At 58.0% G+C, this 15,962-nt stretch carries 19 protein-coding genes and 1 tRNA gene; 17 read left to right on the forward strand and 3 right to left on the reverse strand.

What is annotated here, in order from left to right; translation table 11 throughout:
- Positions 1 to 46: 46 nt before the first annotated feature.
- Genes FIV35_RS17405 through FIV35_RS17430 form a run of 6 tightly spaced genes read left to right on the forward strand, consistent with a single transcriptional unit; the run spans position 47 to position 5,997 of the window.
- Positions 47 to 1,600, forward strand: a complete 1,554-nt coding sequence (locus FIV35_RS17405) for a sugar ABC transporter ATP-binding protein (protein WP_034136888.1) — start codon at positions 47 to 49, stop codon at positions 1,598 to 1,600.
- Positions 1,597 to 2,574 carry an ABC transporter permease gene (locus FIV35_RS17410; protein WP_034136889.1) on the forward strand — a complete coding sequence of 326 codons (978 nt, stop codon included), beginning with the start codon at positions 1,597 to 1,599 and terminating at the stop codon, positions 2,572 to 2,574. The genes FIV35_RS17405 and FIV35_RS17410 overlap by 4 nt, the downstream gene beginning before the upstream one ends.
- Before the next feature lie 3 nt (positions 2,575 to 2,577).
- A complete protein-coding gene (locus FIV35_RS17415; protein ID WP_034114417.1) occupies positions 2,578 to 3,600 on the forward strand; it encodes a LacI family DNA-binding transcriptional regulator in 1,023 nt (340 codons plus the stop codon).
- 23 nt (positions 3,601 to 3,623) lie between these two features.
- Positions 3,624 to 4,541, forward strand: coding sequence for a ribokinase (rbsK, locus tag FIV35_RS17420; protein WP_034136890.1), 918 nt, complete (start codon positions 3,624 to 3,626; stop codon positions 4,539 to 4,541).
- Positions 4,538 to 4,942, forward strand: coding sequence for a D-ribose pyranase (gene rbsD, locus FIV35_RS17425; protein ID WP_034136891.1), 405 nt, complete (start codon positions 4,538 to 4,540; stop codon positions 4,940 to 4,942). Before rbsK ends, rbsD begins: the two co-directional genes overlap by 4 nt.
- A 26-nt stretch (positions 4,943 to 4,968) precedes the next feature.
- A complete protein-coding gene (locus FIV35_RS17430) occupies positions 4,969 to 5,997 on the forward strand; it encodes a nucleoside hydrolase (RefSeq protein ID WP_034136892.1) in 1,029 nt (342 codons plus the stop codon).
- Positions 5,998 to 6,030: 33 nt separating this feature from the next.
- Here FIV35_RS17430 and FIV35_RS17435 read toward each other — a convergent pair whose 3' ends face one another.
- On the reverse strand, positions 6,031 to 6,243 hold the full coding sequence (locus FIV35_RS17435; protein WP_034099115.1) for a hypothetical protein: 213 nt from the start codon (positions 6,241 to 6,243) through the stop codon (positions 6,031 to 6,033).
- Between the two features lie 171 nt (positions 6,244 to 6,414).
- Here FIV35_RS17435 and FIV35_RS17440 point away from each other — a divergent pair, with 171 nt between their 5' ends.
- Both FIV35_RS17440 and FIV35_RS17445 read left to right on the forward strand, forming a co-directional pair.
- The gene (locus FIV35_RS17440; protein ID WP_034136893.1) at positions 6,415 to 6,723 is read left to right on the forward strand and encodes a hypothetical protein; all 309 of its coding nucleotides are present in this window, start codon (positions 6,415 to 6,417) and stop codon (positions 6,721 to 6,723) included.
- A 145-nt stretch (positions 6,724 to 6,868) separates the two neighbouring features.
- Entirely contained in the window at positions 6,869 to 7,189 is a 321-nt protein-coding gene (locus FIV35_RS17445) for an I78 family peptidase inhibitor (RefSeq protein ID WP_034099112.1), read from the forward strand.
- Between the two features lie 72 nt (positions 7,190 to 7,261).
- On the opposite strand, the gene FIV35_RS17450 is transcribed toward FIV35_RS17445, so the two are convergent.
- Positions 7,262 to 7,474: a cold-shock protein gene (locus FIV35_RS17450; RefSeq protein WP_003234260.1), complete on the reverse strand. Its 213-nt coding sequence runs from the start codon at positions 7,472 to 7,474 to the stop codon at positions 7,262 to 7,264.
- A gap of 289 nt (positions 7,475 to 7,763) precedes the next feature.
- A complete protein-coding gene (locus tag FIV35_RS17455) occupies positions 7,764 to 8,078 on the reverse strand; it encodes a hypothetical protein (RefSeq protein ID WP_080761387.1) in 315 nt (104 codons plus the stop codon).
- Between the two features lie 366 nt (positions 8,079 to 8,444).
- Here FIV35_RS17455 and thrS point away from each other — a divergent pair, with 366 nt between their 5' ends.
- The 9 genes from thrS to FIV35_RS17500 all read left to right on the forward strand — a co-directional run bounded on the left by thrS (position 8,445) and on the right by FIV35_RS17500 (position 15,901).
- Complete coding sequence (gene thrS, locus FIV35_RS17460; RefSeq protein ID WP_034114413.1) at positions 8,445 to 10,367, forward strand: threonine--tRNA ligase; 1,923 nt, start codon at positions 8,445 to 8,447, stop codon at positions 10,365 to 10,367.
- On the forward strand, positions 10,367 to 10,918 hold the full coding sequence (gene infC / locus FIV35_RS17465; protein WP_169850653.1) for a translation initiation factor IF-3: 552 nt from the start codon (positions 10,367 to 10,369) through the stop codon (positions 10,916 to 10,918). The genes thrS and infC overlap by 1 nt, the downstream gene beginning before the upstream one ends.
- Positions 10,919 to 10,978: 60 nt before the next feature.
- Positions 10,979 to 11,173: a 50S ribosomal protein L35 gene (gene rpmI / locus FIV35_RS17470; RefSeq protein WP_002553160.1), complete on the forward strand. Its 195-nt coding sequence runs from the start codon at positions 10,979 to 10,981 to the stop codon at positions 11,171 to 11,173.
- A gap of 30 nt (positions 11,174 to 11,203) precedes the next feature.
- A complete protein-coding gene (rplT, locus tag FIV35_RS17475) occupies positions 11,204 to 11,560 on the forward strand; it encodes a 50S ribosomal protein L20 (protein WP_002553161.1) in 357 nt (118 codons plus the stop codon).
- A 109-nt stretch (positions 11,561 to 11,669) separates the two neighbouring features.
- Positions 11,670 to 12,686, forward strand: coding sequence for a phenylalanine--tRNA ligase subunit alpha (gene pheS, locus FIV35_RS17480; protein ID WP_034136894.1), 1,017 nt, complete (start codon positions 11,670 to 11,672; stop codon positions 12,684 to 12,686).
- A 26-nt stretch (positions 12,687 to 12,712) separates the two neighbouring features.
- The gene (gene pheT / locus FIV35_RS17485) at positions 12,713 to 15,091 is read left to right on the forward strand and encodes a phenylalanine--tRNA ligase subunit beta (RefSeq protein WP_034136895.1); all 2,379 of its coding nucleotides are present in this window, start codon (positions 12,713 to 12,715) and stop codon (positions 15,089 to 15,091) included.
- 3 nt (positions 15,092 to 15,094) lie between these two features.
- The gene (gene ihfA, locus FIV35_RS17490; RefSeq protein WP_002553164.1) at positions 15,095 to 15,397 is read left to right on the forward strand and encodes an integration host factor subunit alpha; all 303 of its coding nucleotides are present in this window, start codon (positions 15,095 to 15,097) and stop codon (positions 15,395 to 15,397) included.
- A complete protein-coding gene (locus tag FIV35_RS17495) occupies positions 15,378 to 15,734 on the forward strand; it encodes a MerR family transcriptional regulator (protein ID WP_003174972.1) in 357 nt (118 codons plus the stop codon). The genes ihfA and FIV35_RS17495 overlap by 20 nt, the downstream gene beginning before the upstream one ends.
- A gap of 90 nt (positions 15,735 to 15,824) precedes the next feature.
- A tRNA-Pro gene (locus FIV35_RS17500) sits at positions 15,825 to 15,901 on the forward strand.
- Positions 15,902 to 15,962: the final 61 nt, after the last annotated feature.

A 15,962-nucleotide genomic window follows, 5' to 3' on the forward strand; every position in this document is an offset into this window, starting at 1 on the left:
CAAACAGCGTCCGCTCGCTCCCGGGCGGACGCTCGGAGATTTTCCTATGTCATCTTCCGCCCCGAACGCTGTCCTCTCGGTCAGCGGTATCGGTAAGACGTATGCCCAGCCAGTTCTGTCCGACATCACTCTGACGCTCAATCGCGGCGAAGTGTTGGCGCTGACGGGTGAAAACGGCGCAGGCAAAAGCACCTTGTCGAAAATCATCGGCGGGCTGGTCACCCCGACCACCGGGCACATGCAGTTCAACGGCCAGGATTACTGCCCAGGTAGCCGTACCCAGGCTGAAGCGCTGGGTGTGCGCATGGTCATGCAGGAACTCAACCTGCTGCCGACCCTGACTGTCGCCGAAAACCTGTTTTTGCATAACCTGCCCAGCCACGGTGGCTGGATCAGCCGCAAGCAACTGCGCACGGCCGCGATCGAAGCCATGGCCCAGGTCGGCCTGGATGCCATCGACCCGGACACTCTGGTTGGCAGCTTGGGGATCGGCCACCAGCAAATGGTCGAGATCGCGCGCAACCTGATCGGCGACTGCCATCTGCTGATCCTCGACGAACCCACGGCTATGCTTACCGCCCGTGAAGTCGAGATGCTGTTTGAGCAGATCGCCCGTTTGCAGGCCCGCGGCGTAGCGATTATTTACATTTCCCATCGGCTGGAAGAGCTGGCTCGTGTCGCCCAGCGCATCGCGGTCCTGCGTGACGGCAAACTGGTGTGCGTCGAGCCAATGGCCAACTACAACAGCGAGCAACTGGTCACATTGATGGTCGGTCGCGAACTGGGCGAACACATCGATTTGGGCCCGCGCACCATCGGTGGCCCGGCGCTGACGGTCAAAGGTCTGACGCGCTCGGACAAAGTCCGCGACGTCTCGTTCGAAGTTCGTGCCGGTGAAATCTATGGCATTTCCGGGCTGATCGGCGCGGGCCGTACTGAGCTACTGCGCCTGATCTTCGGCGCTGACCAAGCCGACAGCGGCACCGTGGCCCTGGGCTCGCCAGCTCAGGTGGTGAGCATTCGTTCGCCGGTGGATGCCGTGGGCCATGGCATCGCGCTGATCACCGAAGACCGTAAGGGGGAAGGCTTGCTGCTGACCCAGTCCATCAGCGCCAACATTGCTCTGGGCAACATGCCTGAAATTTCCGCGGGCGGCGTCGTTAACAGTGGCGATGAAACCGCGTTGGCCCAACGTCAGATCGATGCCATGCGCATTCGCAGTTCCAGCCCGGCGCAGTTGGTGTCGGAATTATCCGGCGGCAACCAGCAGAAGGTGGTGATTGGTCGCTGGTTGGAGCGCGACTGCTCGGTGATGCTGTTCGACGAGCCTACGCGCGGTATCGACGTCGGCGCCAAATTCGACATTTACGCCTTGCTCGGCGAGTTGACCCGGCAGGGCAAGGCGTTGGTAGTGGTGTCCAGCGACCTGCGCGAACTCATGTTGATCTGCGACCGCATCGGTGTGCTGTCCGCCGGGCGCCTGATCGACACCTTCGAGCGCGACAGTTGGACTCAGGACGAATTGCTCGCCGCCGCCTTTGCCGGCTATCAGAAACGTGATGCGCTGCTCAACGATGCAGTGCTTAGGGATACCCCATGAAAACGACCACTTCTCCCGGTAAAACCGGCGGCAACTTCTACGGCCTGGGGACTTACCTGGGCCTGGCAGGTGCCTTGCTCGCGATGATTGCGCTGTTCTCGGTATTGAGCGATCACTTCCTGTCCTATGACACGTTCAGTACGCTGGCCAACCAGATCCCGGACCTGATGGTGCTGGCGGTGGGCATGACCTTCATCCTGATCATCGGCGGTATCGACCTGTCGGTAGGCTCGGTGCTGGCGCTGGCGGCATCGGCGGTCAGTGTGGCGATCCTCAGTTGGGGCTGGAGCGTTTTGCCGGCCGCCGTGCTGGGCATGGGCTGCGCCGCGTTGGCCGGCACGCTCACCGGTTCAATCACCGTGGCCTGGCGCATTCCGTCATTTATCGTGTCCCTCGGTGTGTTGGAAATGGCCCGCGGCGTCGCGTACCAAATGACCGGTTCACGCACCGCCTACATCGGTGACTCCTTCGCCTGGCTGTCCAATCCAGTTGCCTTTGGTATTTCGCCGTCGTTCATCATTGCCTTGCTAGTGATCATTGCGGCCCAACTGGTGTTGACGCGGACGGTGTTCGGTCGCTATCTGATCGGTATCGGCACCAACGAGGAAGCGGTACGCCTGGCGGGGATCAATCCCAAGCCCTACAAAATCCTGGTATTCAGCCTTATGGGGTTGTTGGCTGGCGTGGCCGCATTGTTCCAGATCTCGCGCCTGGAGGCGGCTGACCCGAACGCGGGTTCCGGTCTGGAGTTGCAAGTGATCGCGGCGGTGGTTATCGGCGGCACCAGCCTGATGGGCGGGCGCGGCTCGGTGATCAGCACGTTCTTCGGCGTCTTGATCATCTCGGTTCTGGCTGCCGGCCTGGCACAGATCGGCGCCACGGAGCCGACCAAGCGCATCATTACCGGTGCCGTGATTGTGATCGCCGTGGTGCTCGATACCTATCGCAGCCAGCGTGCCAGTCGGCGAGGCTGAACTATGGCAACGATCAAGGATGTGGCAGCGCTTGCGGGTATTTCCTACACCACGGTGTCCCATGTGGTGAACAAGACGCGCCCGGTCAGCGAGCCGGTGCGCCTCAAGGTCGAGGCGGCGATCAAGCAGCTCGACTACGTGCCCAGTGCCGTCGCGCGTTCGCTCAAAGCCAAGACCACCGCAACCATAGGCCTGCTGGTGCCCAACAGCCTCAACCCGTATTTCGCGGAATTGGCCCGTGGTATCGAGGACTATTGCGAGCGTAATGGCTATTGCGTGATCCTCTGCAACTCCGATGACAACGCTGAAAAGCAGCGCAGTTACTTGCGGGTATTGCTGGAGAAGCGTATCGACGGTTTGATCGTCACCTCAGTGGGCGGCGACGACAGTGGGCTGGCTGCAGGCTTGAGCGCGGTGCGAACGCCCATGGTGATCGTCGACCGGGCGTTGGATGGCATTGATGTCGATCTGGTGCGTATCGACCACGAAGAGGGCGCTTACCTGGCCACCCGGCACCTGCTCGACCTCGGTCATCGGGATATTGCCTGTATCGGCGGCCCGGCCCACACCCGCGTGGCACAAATGCGTCTGGCAGGGTATCGCCGGGCGTTGCACGAGGCTGGCGTGGAAGTACCGGCCGAGCGCATCCGCGAAAGCGATTTCACCAGCACCGGCGGTTATGCCGCCGCCGTGCAACTGCTGGCGGAAAAACCGCCCAGCGCGATTTTCGCCAGCAACGACATGATCGGCTTCGGTGTATTGCGCGCGGCGGCCGAGCGTAATATTCGCGTGCCCGGCGAGCTGTCGGTGATCGGTTTCGACGACATTCAAATGAGCCGTTACGTCTACCCGGCGCTAACCACGGTGGGGCAGTCCATCGTGCAACTGGGCGAGACGGCTGCCGAGCTTTTACTGCGACGGATCGCCAACCCTCAACTGCCGATCGATCAACGTATCGTGACGCCGAGCATTGTGTTGCGTGAGTCGACGGCCCCCGTCGCCGGTGTGTTTGCCCAATACCGCTGAACCGAATTGATGAGTACTGATGTATGCCCGCAAAAGTAGTGGTAATAGGCAGCTTGAACATGGATCTGGTGACCCGCGCCAGCCGCTTGCCGCACGCCGGTGAAACGCTGATCGGCCAAACCTTTTCCACCGTCCCCGGCGGCAAGGGCGCCAATCAGGCAGTCGCGGCGGCGCGGCTGGGTGGCGAGGTGGCGATGATCGGCTGCGTCGGCACCGATGCCTACGGCAGCCAACTGCGCGAGGCATTGCTGTTCGAAGGCATCGATTGCCAGGCGGTCAGCAGCGTCGCCGGCTCCAGCGGTGTTGCGTTGATCGTGGTGGATGACAGCAGTCAGAACGCAATCGTCATCGTGGCCGGTAGCAATGGCGCTCTGACGCCGGCGTCACTGCAAGCGTTCGACGCGGTGCTACAAGGGGCCGACGTGATCGTCTGCCAGCTTGAAGTGCCCATGGACACGGTGGGGTACGCCCTCAAGCGTGGCCGTGAACTGGGCAAGACCGTGATCCTCAACCCAGCGCCTGCCAGTGCTCCGTTGCCGGCCGAGTGGTACGCCTCGATCGACTATCTGATTCCTAACGAAAGCGAAGCCAGTGCGCTGAGCGGCGTGATGGTCGATTCTCTCGACAGCGCCAAAGAGGCGGCGACTCGTCTGATCGAAGCTGGCGCCGGTAAAGTTATCGTTACCCTGGGTGCGCAAGGTGCGTTGTTTGCCGATGGCCAAGGGTTTGAGCACTTGGTGGCACCCAGGGTCAAGGCGGTGGATACCACCGCAGCCGGCGACACCTTCGTAGGCGGTTTTGCAGCTGCGTTGTCCGCTGGCAAAAGCGAAGCCGAGGCCATCCGCTTCGGTCAGGTCGCGGCTGCGCTGTCGGTCACCCGCGCCGGCGCACAACCCTCCATTCCAACGCTGCACGACGTACAAGGTTTTGTAGCCTCATGAAAAAGACCCCACTGCTCAATATCGCCCTGTCGCGGGTGATCGCTTCTCTGGGACACGGCGACATCCTGGTCATCGGTGACGCCGGTTTGCCGGTGCCGCCGGGTGTCGAGTTGATCGACCTGGCGCTGACCCAGGGCATTCCGGACTTCATCAGTACCCTGCGCATTGTGCTCAGTGAAATGCAGGTGGAGAGTCATGTATTGGCCAACGAGATTCTGCTCAAGCAGCCTCCAGCGCTGACTGAGCTGAATGCCCTGACGGCTCAGGCCGGGCTCGGCGAGCGTCGTCTGTTGAGTCATGATGAGTTCAAACAGCTGAGCCGTCAGGCCCGCGCCGTGGTGCGTACTGGCGAATGCCAGCCTTACTGCAATATTGCGCTGGTGTCCGGCGTGACGTTCTAGTCTTTCCCAACGACAAGGAGTGTTTTATGCAACGTGGTCTACCCACCCTGAGAAATTTGTTTCGGAGTGTTCTGCTTTTGTCCGCACTCACTGCAGCAAGCGCCCAGGCGGCGGAAAAAATCGACCTGATCATCGACACCGACCCGGGCGCCGATGACGTGGTGGCGTTGCTGTTCGCCATGGCTTCTCCTGAGGAGCTGAATATCCGCGCGCTCACCACCGTCGCCGGCAATGTGCGCCTGGACAAAACCTCCCGTAACGCCCGGCTGGCCCGTGAGTGGGCAGGGCGCGAGGACATTCCGGTATACGCCGGTGCGCCAGCACCGCTGTTGCGCACGCCGATCTATGCCGAGAACATTCATGGCAAGGAAGGTATTTCCGGCGTCACCGTGCACGAGCCCAAAAAGGGCCTCGCGCCAGGCAATGCCGTGGATTACCTGGTCACGACCCTGCGTGCCGCCAAGCCTCACAGCATCACCATCGCTATGCTCGGCCCGCAGACCAACCTGGCGCTGGCATTGACCCAAGACCCGGAAATCACTCAAGGCATCAAGGAAGTGGTGGTGATGGGCGGTGCGCACTTCAACGGCGGCAATATTACGCCGGTCGCGGAGTTCAACCTGTTTGCCGACCCGGTAGCGGCAGAAATCGTGCTCAAGAGTGGCGTCAAGCTGACTTACCTACCGCTGGACGTCACCCACAAGGTGCTCACCAGTGAAGCGCGCCTGAAGCGGATCGCCGACCTCAAGAACAATGCGAGCAAGATCGTCGGCGATATCCTCAACGAGTACGTCAAGGGCGACATGGAGCACTACGGCATTCCCGGTGGGCCGGTGCACGACGCCACCGTGGTCGCCTATCTGCTCAAGCCTTCGCTGTTCAGCGGGCGTGAAGTCAACGTTGTGGTCGACAGCCGTGAAGGCCCGACCTTCGGCCAGACCATCGTCGATTGGTACGATGGCCTGAAACAACCGAAGAACGCATTCTGGGTTGAGAACGGCGATGCTCAGGGCTTTTTCGATCTGCTGACCGAACGCCTGGCGCGCTTGAAGTAACGTGCTGATCGGTCGGCGTTCGCCGGCCGATTCTTACTCGCGCTCGGGGTTATCTGCCCCCATGTGATCGGCTGGGTATTTTTCGAATACCTGGCCGATGAATGCTTGCGCGGCCTGGGTCCCCAATTCCTTGACTAGCAGGTCGATGCCGATGATTGCCAATTCCTCTGGGCTGCCTGGGCTGTAGGAACTCTGGCCCAAGGGCCATTTGGCTTTGATGTCGGCTTGAAGCGTTACGGTGGTCATGAAGGTCTCGCGAGGCAGAAAAAAATACTGGGCAGCGCGCTGGTGCGCGGTTTTTGCCGAGGCAGTTAACCATCTTGCACGCTGTTTGGCACTGATACTTAGGCATGAGGCTTAGGTGCGCGCGCGCGCTGTGCGACACTGTTAGCTTGTTTAATAGTCGGAAAACGCTCCGTGCATATCGATTTGAATAACCCCGAAAATCTGACATTGGCCGCCGTACGCCAACTGCTGGCCAGTGCCAGCGACGACGAGCATGCCCAGTTACGGGTGACCAAGACCGGTTTTGCCTATATTTCGAGCGGACGGGCGGTGGGCAGTGTGGATATCGACGGGTTGCTGTTTCGGCTGGAGACCTGGGCAAAAGGCTCCGGTTATGTCGGTAACGTGGCGGCCAGTGATGAAGTCTGGGTCACGCAGATTTTCAATGCGTTGCGGCAAAACTGGCCGAAACCGTCGGATGACTACATCGACATCTACTGATCGCGTTCATATCTGGTCACGATTGATCAAGCGAATGCCCGGCGAGAGTCAGGCAGACTTGCTTCTCAACGGTTTACGTCTTGAAACCAAATCGCCACACCGCTGTCGCACGATCTCTGTCCATTTTTTATTCATAGGAGGCTTCATGCCTTGGAAGCTCGCATCATTCGGTACTTTGTTGGCAGCACTCGCATTGGCGGGCTGCAGCACCTCGGGTACCTCTGAGCCAGCCAAAAATGCCGCCGTGACCGATGCCGGTCATAGCCGCTGTGAGGCGAAGGCTGCCGAATTTACAATTGGCCAGAAAGCCTCGCCGCAACTGTTGGAACAGGCTCGGACGCGCTCCGGTGCGCAGAACGCCCGGATCCTCAAGCCCAACGACATGATCACCCTGGAGTACCGCTCCGACCGACTGAACCTGAACACCGATGACAATTTGGTGATCACGCGGGTCAATTGCGGCTGATCCTCATCGGCTTTTGCAGTGCCCATAAAAAACCCCGTCACATGGACGGGGTTTTTTTAGCTCAGCGGAGAATTACTCGCCGCGAACCTGTGCAGCTTGCATACCCTTTTGGCCTTTCTCAGCCACGAAGGAAACGGTTTGGCCTTCTTTCAGGCTTTTGAAACCGTCGCTTTCGATAGCTTTGAAGTGTACGAACAGGTCGTCACCGCCACCTTGAGGAGTGATGAAGCCGAAGCCTTTTTCATCGTTGAACCATTTAACGGTGCCGGTTTGGCGATTAGACATGGTGTATCTCCAAGAAACATATATTTTCAGTAGTGCTGTGCTGCTCAGGCCAACTGGGCACACCGGGCTATCATAGTCGAAATGTTCGGCTTGGGAGCCCCCCCAAGGCATTGTTTGCTAATCAATAGCGTTGCGTTTAGCTCTTTGCCAGGCTGAAAGCCCCGATCTACGGGGCTTTTGCGCTAAATATAGGCTGTTAAAAAAAGCCGTAAAACCTGCGTAATTTGTGAGAAATTGCGGATTTCAGAGCTTTTTTTCAACCAGTCGCCCATGTGAACGGGCACTGAACTTACTTTTTCTTCACGACTTTGCAGGACGAAATAGCCGCTACAGCTTTGTTTTTAAGCTCCGCACTGGCGTTCTGGTTGGTCATCAATTCCTTGATTTCAGCAGTGCTCAATTCCGCGTTGATTTTGTCCGCGCCACATTCGCAATGGGCTTTGGCGGTTTTGACGTCCACGTTCTGGCTGGCCGCAGCACTGCAGTCGCTGACGAAACTATCGCGCGCACCGGCTGGCCAGTTCGATGGAGCCGCAGCCTGAGCGCCAAGGGAAACGAAGGTCAGTGAGGCGGCGAGAGCGAGGGTCGAGGTGAAACGCATCATGGGATGCTCCTTTGAGTCGAGGACGAACGGCGATTCTCAATGGGTTTGAGGCACTGCGTACAGCCCAAGTTCATTTTTGCACCTATTAAAGCCTGGAAATTATCGTTACCAGCAGCGGCGGCGGCGCGATGACCGTTCATCTGTGCTAGCATCGGCGGCCTGGCTATTTATCGGCGCGTTCCAGACGGCCTGGCCACGTTGTTTTTTTTCACTCCAGTCACTCTGGTTCGATTATCGGTTGGCCGAAAGGCTCCTGCCGCTGTAAGGCAGGCGTTCAGCATTGAGCGGCCTGGTGTTGGATCTTGTACTGGCTCATCCCAACCCACGTGACCTTTGGTAGGGGTCACCACTAGGAGAGGAGGCGCCATGCCAACTATTACTCTTCCCGACGGCAGTCAGCGTTCATTCGATCATCCGGTTTCCGTAGCCGAGGTCGCCGCATCCATTGGCGCAGGCCTGGCCAAAGCCACCGTGGCCGGTAAGGTCGACGGCAAGCTGGTCGATGCCAGCGACCTGATCACCACCGATGCCAGCCTGCAAATCATCACGCCCAAGGATCAAGAAGGGCTGGAGATCATTCGCCACTCTTGCGCGCACTTGATTGGCCATGCGGTCAAGCAACTGTACCCGACAGCGAAAATGGTGATCGGTCCGGTCATTGAAGAAGGCTTTTATTACGATATCGCCTACGAGCGTCCTTTTACTCCGGACGACCTCGCGGCCATCGAGCAGCGCATGCACGCGCTGATCGAAAAAGACTACGACGTGATCAAGAAGGTCACGCCGCGCGCCGAAGTGATCGACGTGTTCACCGCTCGAGGCGAAGACTACAAGTTGCGTCTGGTGGAAGACATGCCGGACGAACAGGCCATGGGTCTGTACTATCACGAAGAATACGTCGACATGTGCCGTGGCCCGCACGTGCCGAACACGCGTTTCCTCAAGTCGTTCAAGTTGACCAAGCTGTCCGGCGCATACTGGCGCGGCGACGCCAAGAACGAGCAATTGCAGCGCATCTATGGCACTGCTTGGGCTGACAAGAAGCAGTTGGCCGCTTATATCCAGCGCATCGAAGAAGCCGAAAAACGTGACCACCGCAAAATCGGCAAGCGCCTGAACCTGTTCCACCTTCAGGAAGAAGCGCCGGGCATGGTGTTCTGGCACCCGAACGGCTGGACCCTGTATCAAGTGCTTGAGCAGTACATGCGCAAGGTTCAGCGCGAAAACGGTTACTTGGAAATCAAGACGCCGCAAGTGGTTGATCGTAGTCTGTGGGAGAAGTCCGGACACTGGGCCAACTACGCCGACAACATGTTCACGACTGAGTCGGAAAGCCGCGATTACGCCATTAAGCCCATGAACTGCCCATGCCACGTACAGGTGTTCAACCAAGGCTTGAAGAGCTACCGCGAGTTACCGATGCGCCTGGCGGAGTTCGGTGCCTGCCACCGCAACGAGCCATCGGGTGCGCTGCACGGCATCATGCGTGTGCGCGGCTTTACGCAGGATGACGCTCACATCTTCTGCACGGAAGAACAGATGCAGGCTGAGTCGGCGGCGTTTATCAAGCTGACCATGGACGTTTATCGTGATTTCGGCTTTACCGAAGTTGAGATGAAGCTGTCCACTCGTCCGGAAAAACGCGTCGGTTCCGACGAGCTGTGGGATCGCGCCGAGGCAGCATTGGCCGCAGCCCTTGATAGTGCGGGCCTTGCATACGACCTGCAGCCGGGTGAGGGGGCTTTCTACGGTCCTAAGATTGAATTCTCGCTGAAAGATTGCCTTGGCCGTGTCTGGCAATGTGGTACCTTGCAGCTCGATTTTAACCTGCCGATCCGTCTGGGAGCCGAATACGTCTCTGAAGACAACAGCCGTAAGCACCCGGTCATGCTGCACCGGGCGATCCTCGGTTCGTTCGAGCGGTTCGTCGGAATCCTGATCGAGCACTACGAGGGTGCATTCCCTGCGTGGCTGGCTCCAACCCAGGCAGTGATCATGAATATCACTGATAAACAGGCAGATTTTGCCGCCGAAGTTGAAAAAACTCTCAACGAAAGCGGATTTCGTGCCAAGTCCGACTTGAGAAATGAAAAGATCGGCTTTAAAATCCGCGAGCATACTTTGCTCAAGGTTCCCTATCTTTTGGTTATCGGAGATCGGGAAGTCGAGATGCAGACTGTCGCTGTGCGTACTCGTGAAGGTGCTGACCTGGGCTCGATGCCCGTCGCCCAGTTCGCTGAGTTCCTCGCGCAAGCGGTTTCCCGGCGTGGTCGCCCAGATTCGGAGTAATTATTATTAAGCGTGAAATGAGACAAGATAAACGAGCTGCACCGAAAGCCCCGATCAACGAGAATATCTCGGCACGCGAGGTTCGGTTAATTGGCGCTGACGGCGAGCAGATTGGCATCGTCTCGATTGATGAAGCGCTTCGTATCGCTGAAGAGTCCAAATTGGACCTGGTGGAAATCTCCGCCGACGCAGTCCCGCCTGTTTGCCGGGTGATGGACTACGGCAAATCGATCTTCGAAAAGAAGAAGCAGATTGCTGCGGCGAAGAAGAACCAGAAGCAGATTCAAGTAAAAGAAATCAAGTTTCGTCCAGGGACGGAGGAAGGGGATTACCAGGTAAAACTGCGCAACCTGGTACGTTTCCTGAGTGATGGGGATAGGGCCAAGGTATCCTTGCGATTCCGCGGCCGTGAGATGGCCCACCAGGAGCTGGGGATGGAACTCCTCAAGCGGGTTGAAGCTGACCTGCTCGAGTACGGTTCGGTCGAACAGCATCCTAAGATGGAAGGACGCCAGCTGATCATGGTCATCGCCCCGAAAAAGAAGAAGTAATCAACAGGGCACGGCAGGCCTTCTGATTATGTTTATCAACTGAATGCGGAGTATCCGAACATGCCAAAGATGAAGACTAAAAGTGGTGCTGCTAAGCGGTTTCTGAAAACTGCTAACGGTATCAAGCACAAGCACGCTTTCAAGAGCCACATCCTGACCAAAATGTCGACCAAGCGTAAGCGTCAACTGCGCGGTAGCAGCTTGCTGCATCCGTCTGACGTGGCAAAAGTCGAGCGCATGCTGCGCCTTCGTTAATTTTTGGATCAAGAATAGAGGAAGTAACTCATGGCTCGTGTAAAGCGTGGCGTCATTGCCCGTAAACGTCACAAAAAAATTCTGAAACTTGCTAAAGGCTACTACGGCGCGCGTTCACGCGTATTCCGTGTTGCCAAGCAAGCGGTAATCAAGGCAGGCCAATACGCCTACCGTGACCGTCGTCAGAAAAAACGTCAGTTCCGCGCTCTGTGGATCGCTCGTATCAACGCTGGTGCTCGTGTTAACGGTCTGTCCTACAGCCGTTTCATCGCTGGCCTGAAAAAAGCGTCCATCGAGATCGACCGTAAGGTTCTGGCTGATCTGGCAGTGAACGAAAAAGCGGCGTTTGCTGCGATTGTCGAGAAAGCTAAAGCCACCTTGGCTTAAGTACCCCCGACAGTCACCCTGGGTTGCTCCTGCAGCCCAAGGTGTTAAACGTCATAAATAGGGGAAGAGCCTTAAAGCTCTTCCCCTATTTCGCATCTGGAGTCTGTACATGGAAAACCTGGACGCGCTCGTCGCTCAAGCTCTCGAGGCTGTGCAAAGCGCTGAAGATATCAATGCCCTGGAGCAAATCCGGGTTCACTACCTTGGCAAAAAGGGTGAATTGACTCAGGTGATGAAGACCCTGGGAAATTTGCCGGCTGAAGAGCGTCCGCAAGTCGGTGCGCTGATCAACGTTGCCAAGGAGCGTGTCACAGAGGTTCTCAATGCGCGTAAGGCGTCGCTCGAGGAGGCCGATCTTGCGGCCAAGCTCGCCGCCGAATCCATTGACGTGACCTTGCCTGGCCGTGGTCAGGCCTCGGGCGGTCTGCATCCGATCACCCGGACTCTGGAACGTATCGAACAGTTCTTTACCCATATTGGCTACGGCATTGCCGAAGGCCCTGAGGTCGAGGACGACTATCACAATTTCGAAGCACTCAACATCCCAGGCCACCACCCGGCCCGGTCGATGCATGACACCTTCTATTTCAACGCCAATATGCTGCTGCGCACCCATACCTCGCCGGTACAGGTCCGCACCATGGAAGCGAACAAACCGCCGATCCGCATCGTCTGCCCAGGCCGTGTGTACCGCAGCGACTCCGATATTACCCACTCGCCGATGTTCCATCAGGTCGAAGGCCTGCTGGTCGATCGCTATATCAACTTCGCCGACCTTAAAGGCACGATCGAAGAATTCCTGCGGGTGTTCTTCGAGAAAGAGCTGGCGGTGCGTTTCCGTCCCTCGTTCTTCCCGTTCACCGAGCCGTCCGCTGAGGTCGACATGGAGTGCGTGATGTGCAGCGGTAAAGGCTGCCGCGTGTGCAAGCAGACCGGCTGGCTGGAAGTCATGGGCTGCGGCATGGTTCACCCAAATGTGTTGCGCATGTCCGGGATCGACCCGGAAGAGTTCTCGGGCTTTGCTTTCGGCATGGGCGTAGAGCGCCTGGCTATGCTGCGTTACGGCGTGAATGACTTGCGTCTGTTCTTCGACAACGACTTGCGGTTCCTCGCGCAATTTCGCTAGTCGTAACGAATCTTTAGGAGAGCAGGATGAAATTCAGTGAACAATGGCTGCGTGGCTGGGTAAGCCCGCAGGTAGATCGCGACGAGCTGGTTGCTCGTCTGTCGATGGCCGGTCTTGAGGTCGATAGCGTTACGCCGGCCGCCGGTGTCTTCAGCGGCGTGGTAGTGGGCGAGGTGCTGAGCACCGAGCAGCATCCGGATGCCGATAAGTTGCGTGTGTGCCAAGTGAGCAACGGCGCGGAAACCTTTCAGGTTGTGTGCGGAGCGCCCAATGTGCGCCCGGGCCTGAAGATTCCTTTCGCCATGATCGGCGCCGAGTTGCCGGGCGACTTCAAAATCAAGAAGGCCAAGCTGCGTGGCGTCGAGTCCAACGGCATGCTGTGTTCCCAGGCGGAACTGCAGGTGGGTGAAGGTTACGATGGTTTGATGGAGCTGCCGGCCGATGCGCCGGTAGGTCAGGACATCCGCGTCTACCTGGAGCTGGAGGATGCCAGCATTGAGGTCGATCTGACCCCGAACCGCGGTGACTGCCTGTCCCTCGCCGGTCTGGCCCGTGAAGTCGGGGCTCTTTACAACGTGCCGGTAACTCGGCCCGTAGTGGCTGCCGTGCCTGCGGTGCATGACGAAGTGCGCCCGATCGAAGTGCTGGCACCGAATGCTTGCCCACGTTATCTGGGCCGTGTGATCCGTAATGTCGACCTGTCCAAGCCTACCCCGTTGTGGATGGTCGAGCGTCTGCGTCGCGCTGATGTCCGTAGCATCGACGCTGCCGTCGATATCACCAACTACGTGATGCTGGAGCTGGGCCAGCCGTTGCACGCATTTGATCTCGCCGAAATCAACGGCGGCATTCGTGTGCGCATGGCCGAAGAAGGCGAAAAGCTGGTACTGCTCGACGGCCAGGAAGTGTCCCTGCGCGCCGATACACTGGTCATCGCCGACCACTCTCGCGCGCTGGCGATTGCCGGCGTGATGGGTGGCGAGCACAGCGGCGTGTCCGCGACCACCCGCGACGTATTCCTGGAAAGTGCGTTCTTCGATCAGATCGCCATTGCTGGTAAAGCTCGCTCCTACGGCTTGCACACCGATGCTTCGCACCGCTACGAGCGCGGTGTGGACTGGAAGCTGGCCCGTGAAGCCATGGAGCGCGCCACTGGCCTGCTGTTGGAGATTACCGGCGGTGAAGCCGGCCCAATCACCGAAGCTGTCAGCGAACAGCATCTGCCAAGTGTGGCGCCGATTACCCTGCGCGCTAAAAGCGTTGAGCAGATGCTTGGCCTGGTGATCGAGCCTGCTGAAATCGAGCAGTTGTTGTCAGCCCTCGGCCTTGGCATTGCTAAGGGCGGGGAAGGGCAGTGGCAGGTAGAGGTGCCAAGCCATCGCTTCGATATCAGCCTTGAAGTCGACCTGATCGAAGAACTGGCGCGCCTGTACGGTTATAACCGTTTGCCGGTCCGTTACCCGCAAGCTCGTCTTGCTCCTCAGCCAAAGGCTGAGGCGCGTGCGCACTTGCCTGAGCTGCGTCGTCTGCTGGTTGCTCGTGGTTACCAAGAAGCGGTGACCTATAGTTTCATTGATCCAAAGCAGTTCGAACTGTTCAATCCAGGCGTCGAGCCGCTGTTGCTGGCCAACCCGATCTCCAACGATATGGCCGCCATGCGTTCGTCCCTGTGGCCAGGTTTGGTGAAAGCGCTTTCTCACAACCTGAACCGCCAACAAGATCGCGTGCGCCTGTTCGAAAGTGGCCTGCGTTTTGTAGGGCAGTTGGATGGCTTGGAGCAAGAGCCGATGCTGGCCGGTGTAGTCTGTGGCAGCCGGTTGCCGGAAGGCTGGGCCCAAGGCCGCGAAGCCGTGGACTTCTTCGACGTTAAGGCTGACGTAGAAGCCGTGCTGGGCTTTGCCGGTGCGTTGGACGCGTTCACCTTTGTTCCGGGTAGCCACCCGGCGCTGCATCCGGGTCAGACTGCGCGCATCGAGCGTGAGGGACGTTTGGTCGGTTTCGTCGGCGCGATTCACCCGGAACTGTCGAAAACTCTCGGCCTTGATCGCCCGGTATTTGTATTCGAGCTGGTGTTGGCTGAAGTGGCGACTGGCAAGATGCCCAAATTCAGCGAGTTGTCGCGTTTCCCTGAAGTGCGCCGAGACTTGGCGCTGATCGCCGATCGCGATGTCGCCGCTACTGCCGTTCTGGATGTAATCCGTGAAAATGCAGGGGAATGGCTGACGGACCTCAGGCTATTTGACGTCTATCAGGGTAAAGGTATTGATCCGCATAGAAAAAGCCTCGCAGTCGGCTTGACCTGGCAGCATCCATCGCGCACTCTTAATGACGATGAGGTGAATACCACGACACAAAATATCCTCACCTCGCTTGAACAAAGGTTAAACGCCACGTTAAGGAAGTGACGTATGGGGGCTTTGACGAAAGCTGAGATGGCGGAACGTCTGTACGAAGAGCTGGGTCTTAACAAGCGCGAGGCCAAGGAATTGGTCGAGCTGTTTTTTGAAGAGATCCGCCATGCTCTGGAAGACAACGAACAGGTCAAATTGTCTGGTTTCGGCAATTTTGACCTGCGGGACAAACGCCAGCGGCCTGGCCGCAATCCAAAAACGGGAGAAGAAATCCCGATCACGGCTCGCCGTGTGGTCACCTTTCGTCCAGGGCAGAAGTTGAAGGCCCGAGTTGAGGCTTATGCTGGAACCAAGTCATAACGACGAACTACCCGTCATCCCAGGCAAGCGCTACTTCACCATTGGTGAAGTCAGCGAGCTGTGTGCGGTAAAGCCGCATGTGCTGCGCTATTGGGAGCAGGAGTTTCCTCAACTCAACCCCGTCAAACGCACCGGGAACCGTCGGTATTATCAGCGCCAGGATGTGCTGATGATCCGACAGATCCGTGCGTTGCTGTACGACCAAGGGTTCACCATCAGTGGTGCGCGTCAGCGCATGTCCGGTGATGAAGCCAAGGACGACACCACTCAGTACAAGCAACTGATCCGCCAGATGATCTCCGAGCTCGAAGATGTGCTGGTGGTTTTGAAGAAGTAAATCCGGCTTTTAAAATACTTCCACATTTCAAAAGCTTGCGGTATATTCCTGATCGCTTCGTTGCGAAGCGAACCCAGTAACACGCCTAGTCGGGGCGTAGCGCAGTCCGGTAGCGCACTAGCATGGGGTGCTAGGGGTCGAGTGTTCGAATCACTCCGTCCCGACCATATTTTTCAATGACTTAGCCGCTTTTTAGCGGCTTTGTTGTTTCTGCCATAGTGACTTTTC

It is taken from the genome of Pseudomonas rhodesiae, from assembly GCF_007858255.1.
Lineage (GTDB): Bacteria > Pseudomonadota > Gammaproteobacteria > Pseudomonadales > Pseudomonadaceae > Aquipseudomonas > Aquipseudomonas rhodesiae.

Bases quoted from the DNA above. Each gene is read 5' to 3' on its own strand.
- rbsK (WP_034136890.1), top strand. From the start codon at position 3,624: ATGCCCGCAAAAGTAGTGGTAATAGGCAGCTTGAACATGGATCTGGTG.
- FIV35_RS17435 (WP_034099115.1), bottom strand. From the start codon at position 6,243: ATGACCACCGTAACGCTTCAAGCCGACATCAAAGCCAAATGGCCCTTG.
- rpmI (WP_002553160.1), top strand. From the start codon at position 10,979: ATGCCAAAGATGAAGACTAAAAGTGGTGCTGCTAAGCGGTTTCTGAAA.
- FIV35_RS17405 (WP_034136888.1), top strand. From the start codon at position 47: ATGTCATCTTCCGCCCCGAACGCTGTCCTCTCGGTCAGCGGTATCGGT.
- FIV35_RS17455 (WP_080761387.1), bottom strand. From the start codon at position 8,078: ATGATGCGTTTCACCTCGACCCTCGCTCTCGCCGCCTCACTGACCTTC.
- FIV35_RS17415 (WP_034114417.1), top strand. From the start codon at position 2,578: ATGGCAACGATCAAGGATGTGGCAGCGCTTGCGGGTATTTCCTACACC.
- pheS (WP_034136894.1), top strand. From the start codon at position 11,670: ATGGAAAACCTGGACGCGCTCGTCGCTCAAGCTCTCGAGGCTGTGCAA.
- thrS (WP_034114413.1), top strand. From the start codon at position 8,445: ATGCCAACTATTACTCTTCCCGACGGCAGTCAGCGTTCATTCGATCAT.
- pheT (WP_034136895.1), top strand. From the start codon at position 12,713: ATGAAATTCAGTGAACAATGGCTGCGTGGCTGGGTAAGCCCGCAGGTA.
- ihfA (WP_002553164.1), top strand. From the start codon at position 15,095: ATGGGGGCTTTGACGAAAGCTGAGATGGCGGAACGTCTGTACGAAGAG.
- FIV35_RS17410 (WP_034136889.1), top strand. From the start codon at position 1,597: ATGAAAACGACCACTTCTCCCGGTAAAACCGGCGGCAACTTCTACGGC.
- FIV35_RS17430 (WP_034136892.1), top strand. From the start codon at position 4,969: ATGCAACGTGGTCTACCCACCCTGAGAAATTTGTTTCGGAGTGTTCTG.
- FIV35_RS17445 (WP_034099112.1), top strand. From the start codon at position 6,869: ATGCCTTGGAAGCTCGCATCATTCGGTACTTTGTTGGCAGCACTCGCA.
- FIV35_RS17450 (WP_003234260.1), bottom strand. From the start codon at position 7,474: ATGTCTAATCGCCAAACCGGCACCGTTAAATGGTTCAACGATGAAAAA.
- FIV35_RS17495 (WP_003174972.1), top strand. From the start codon at position 15,378: ATGCTGGAACCAAGTCATAACGACGAACTACCCGTCATCCCAGGCAAG.
- rplT (WP_002553161.1), top strand. From the start codon at position 11,204: ATGGCTCGTGTAAAGCGTGGCGTCATTGCCCGTAAACGTCACAAAAAA.
- rbsD (WP_034136891.1), top strand. From the start codon at position 4,538: ATGAAAAAGACCCCACTGCTCAATATCGCCCTGTCGCGGGTGATCGCT.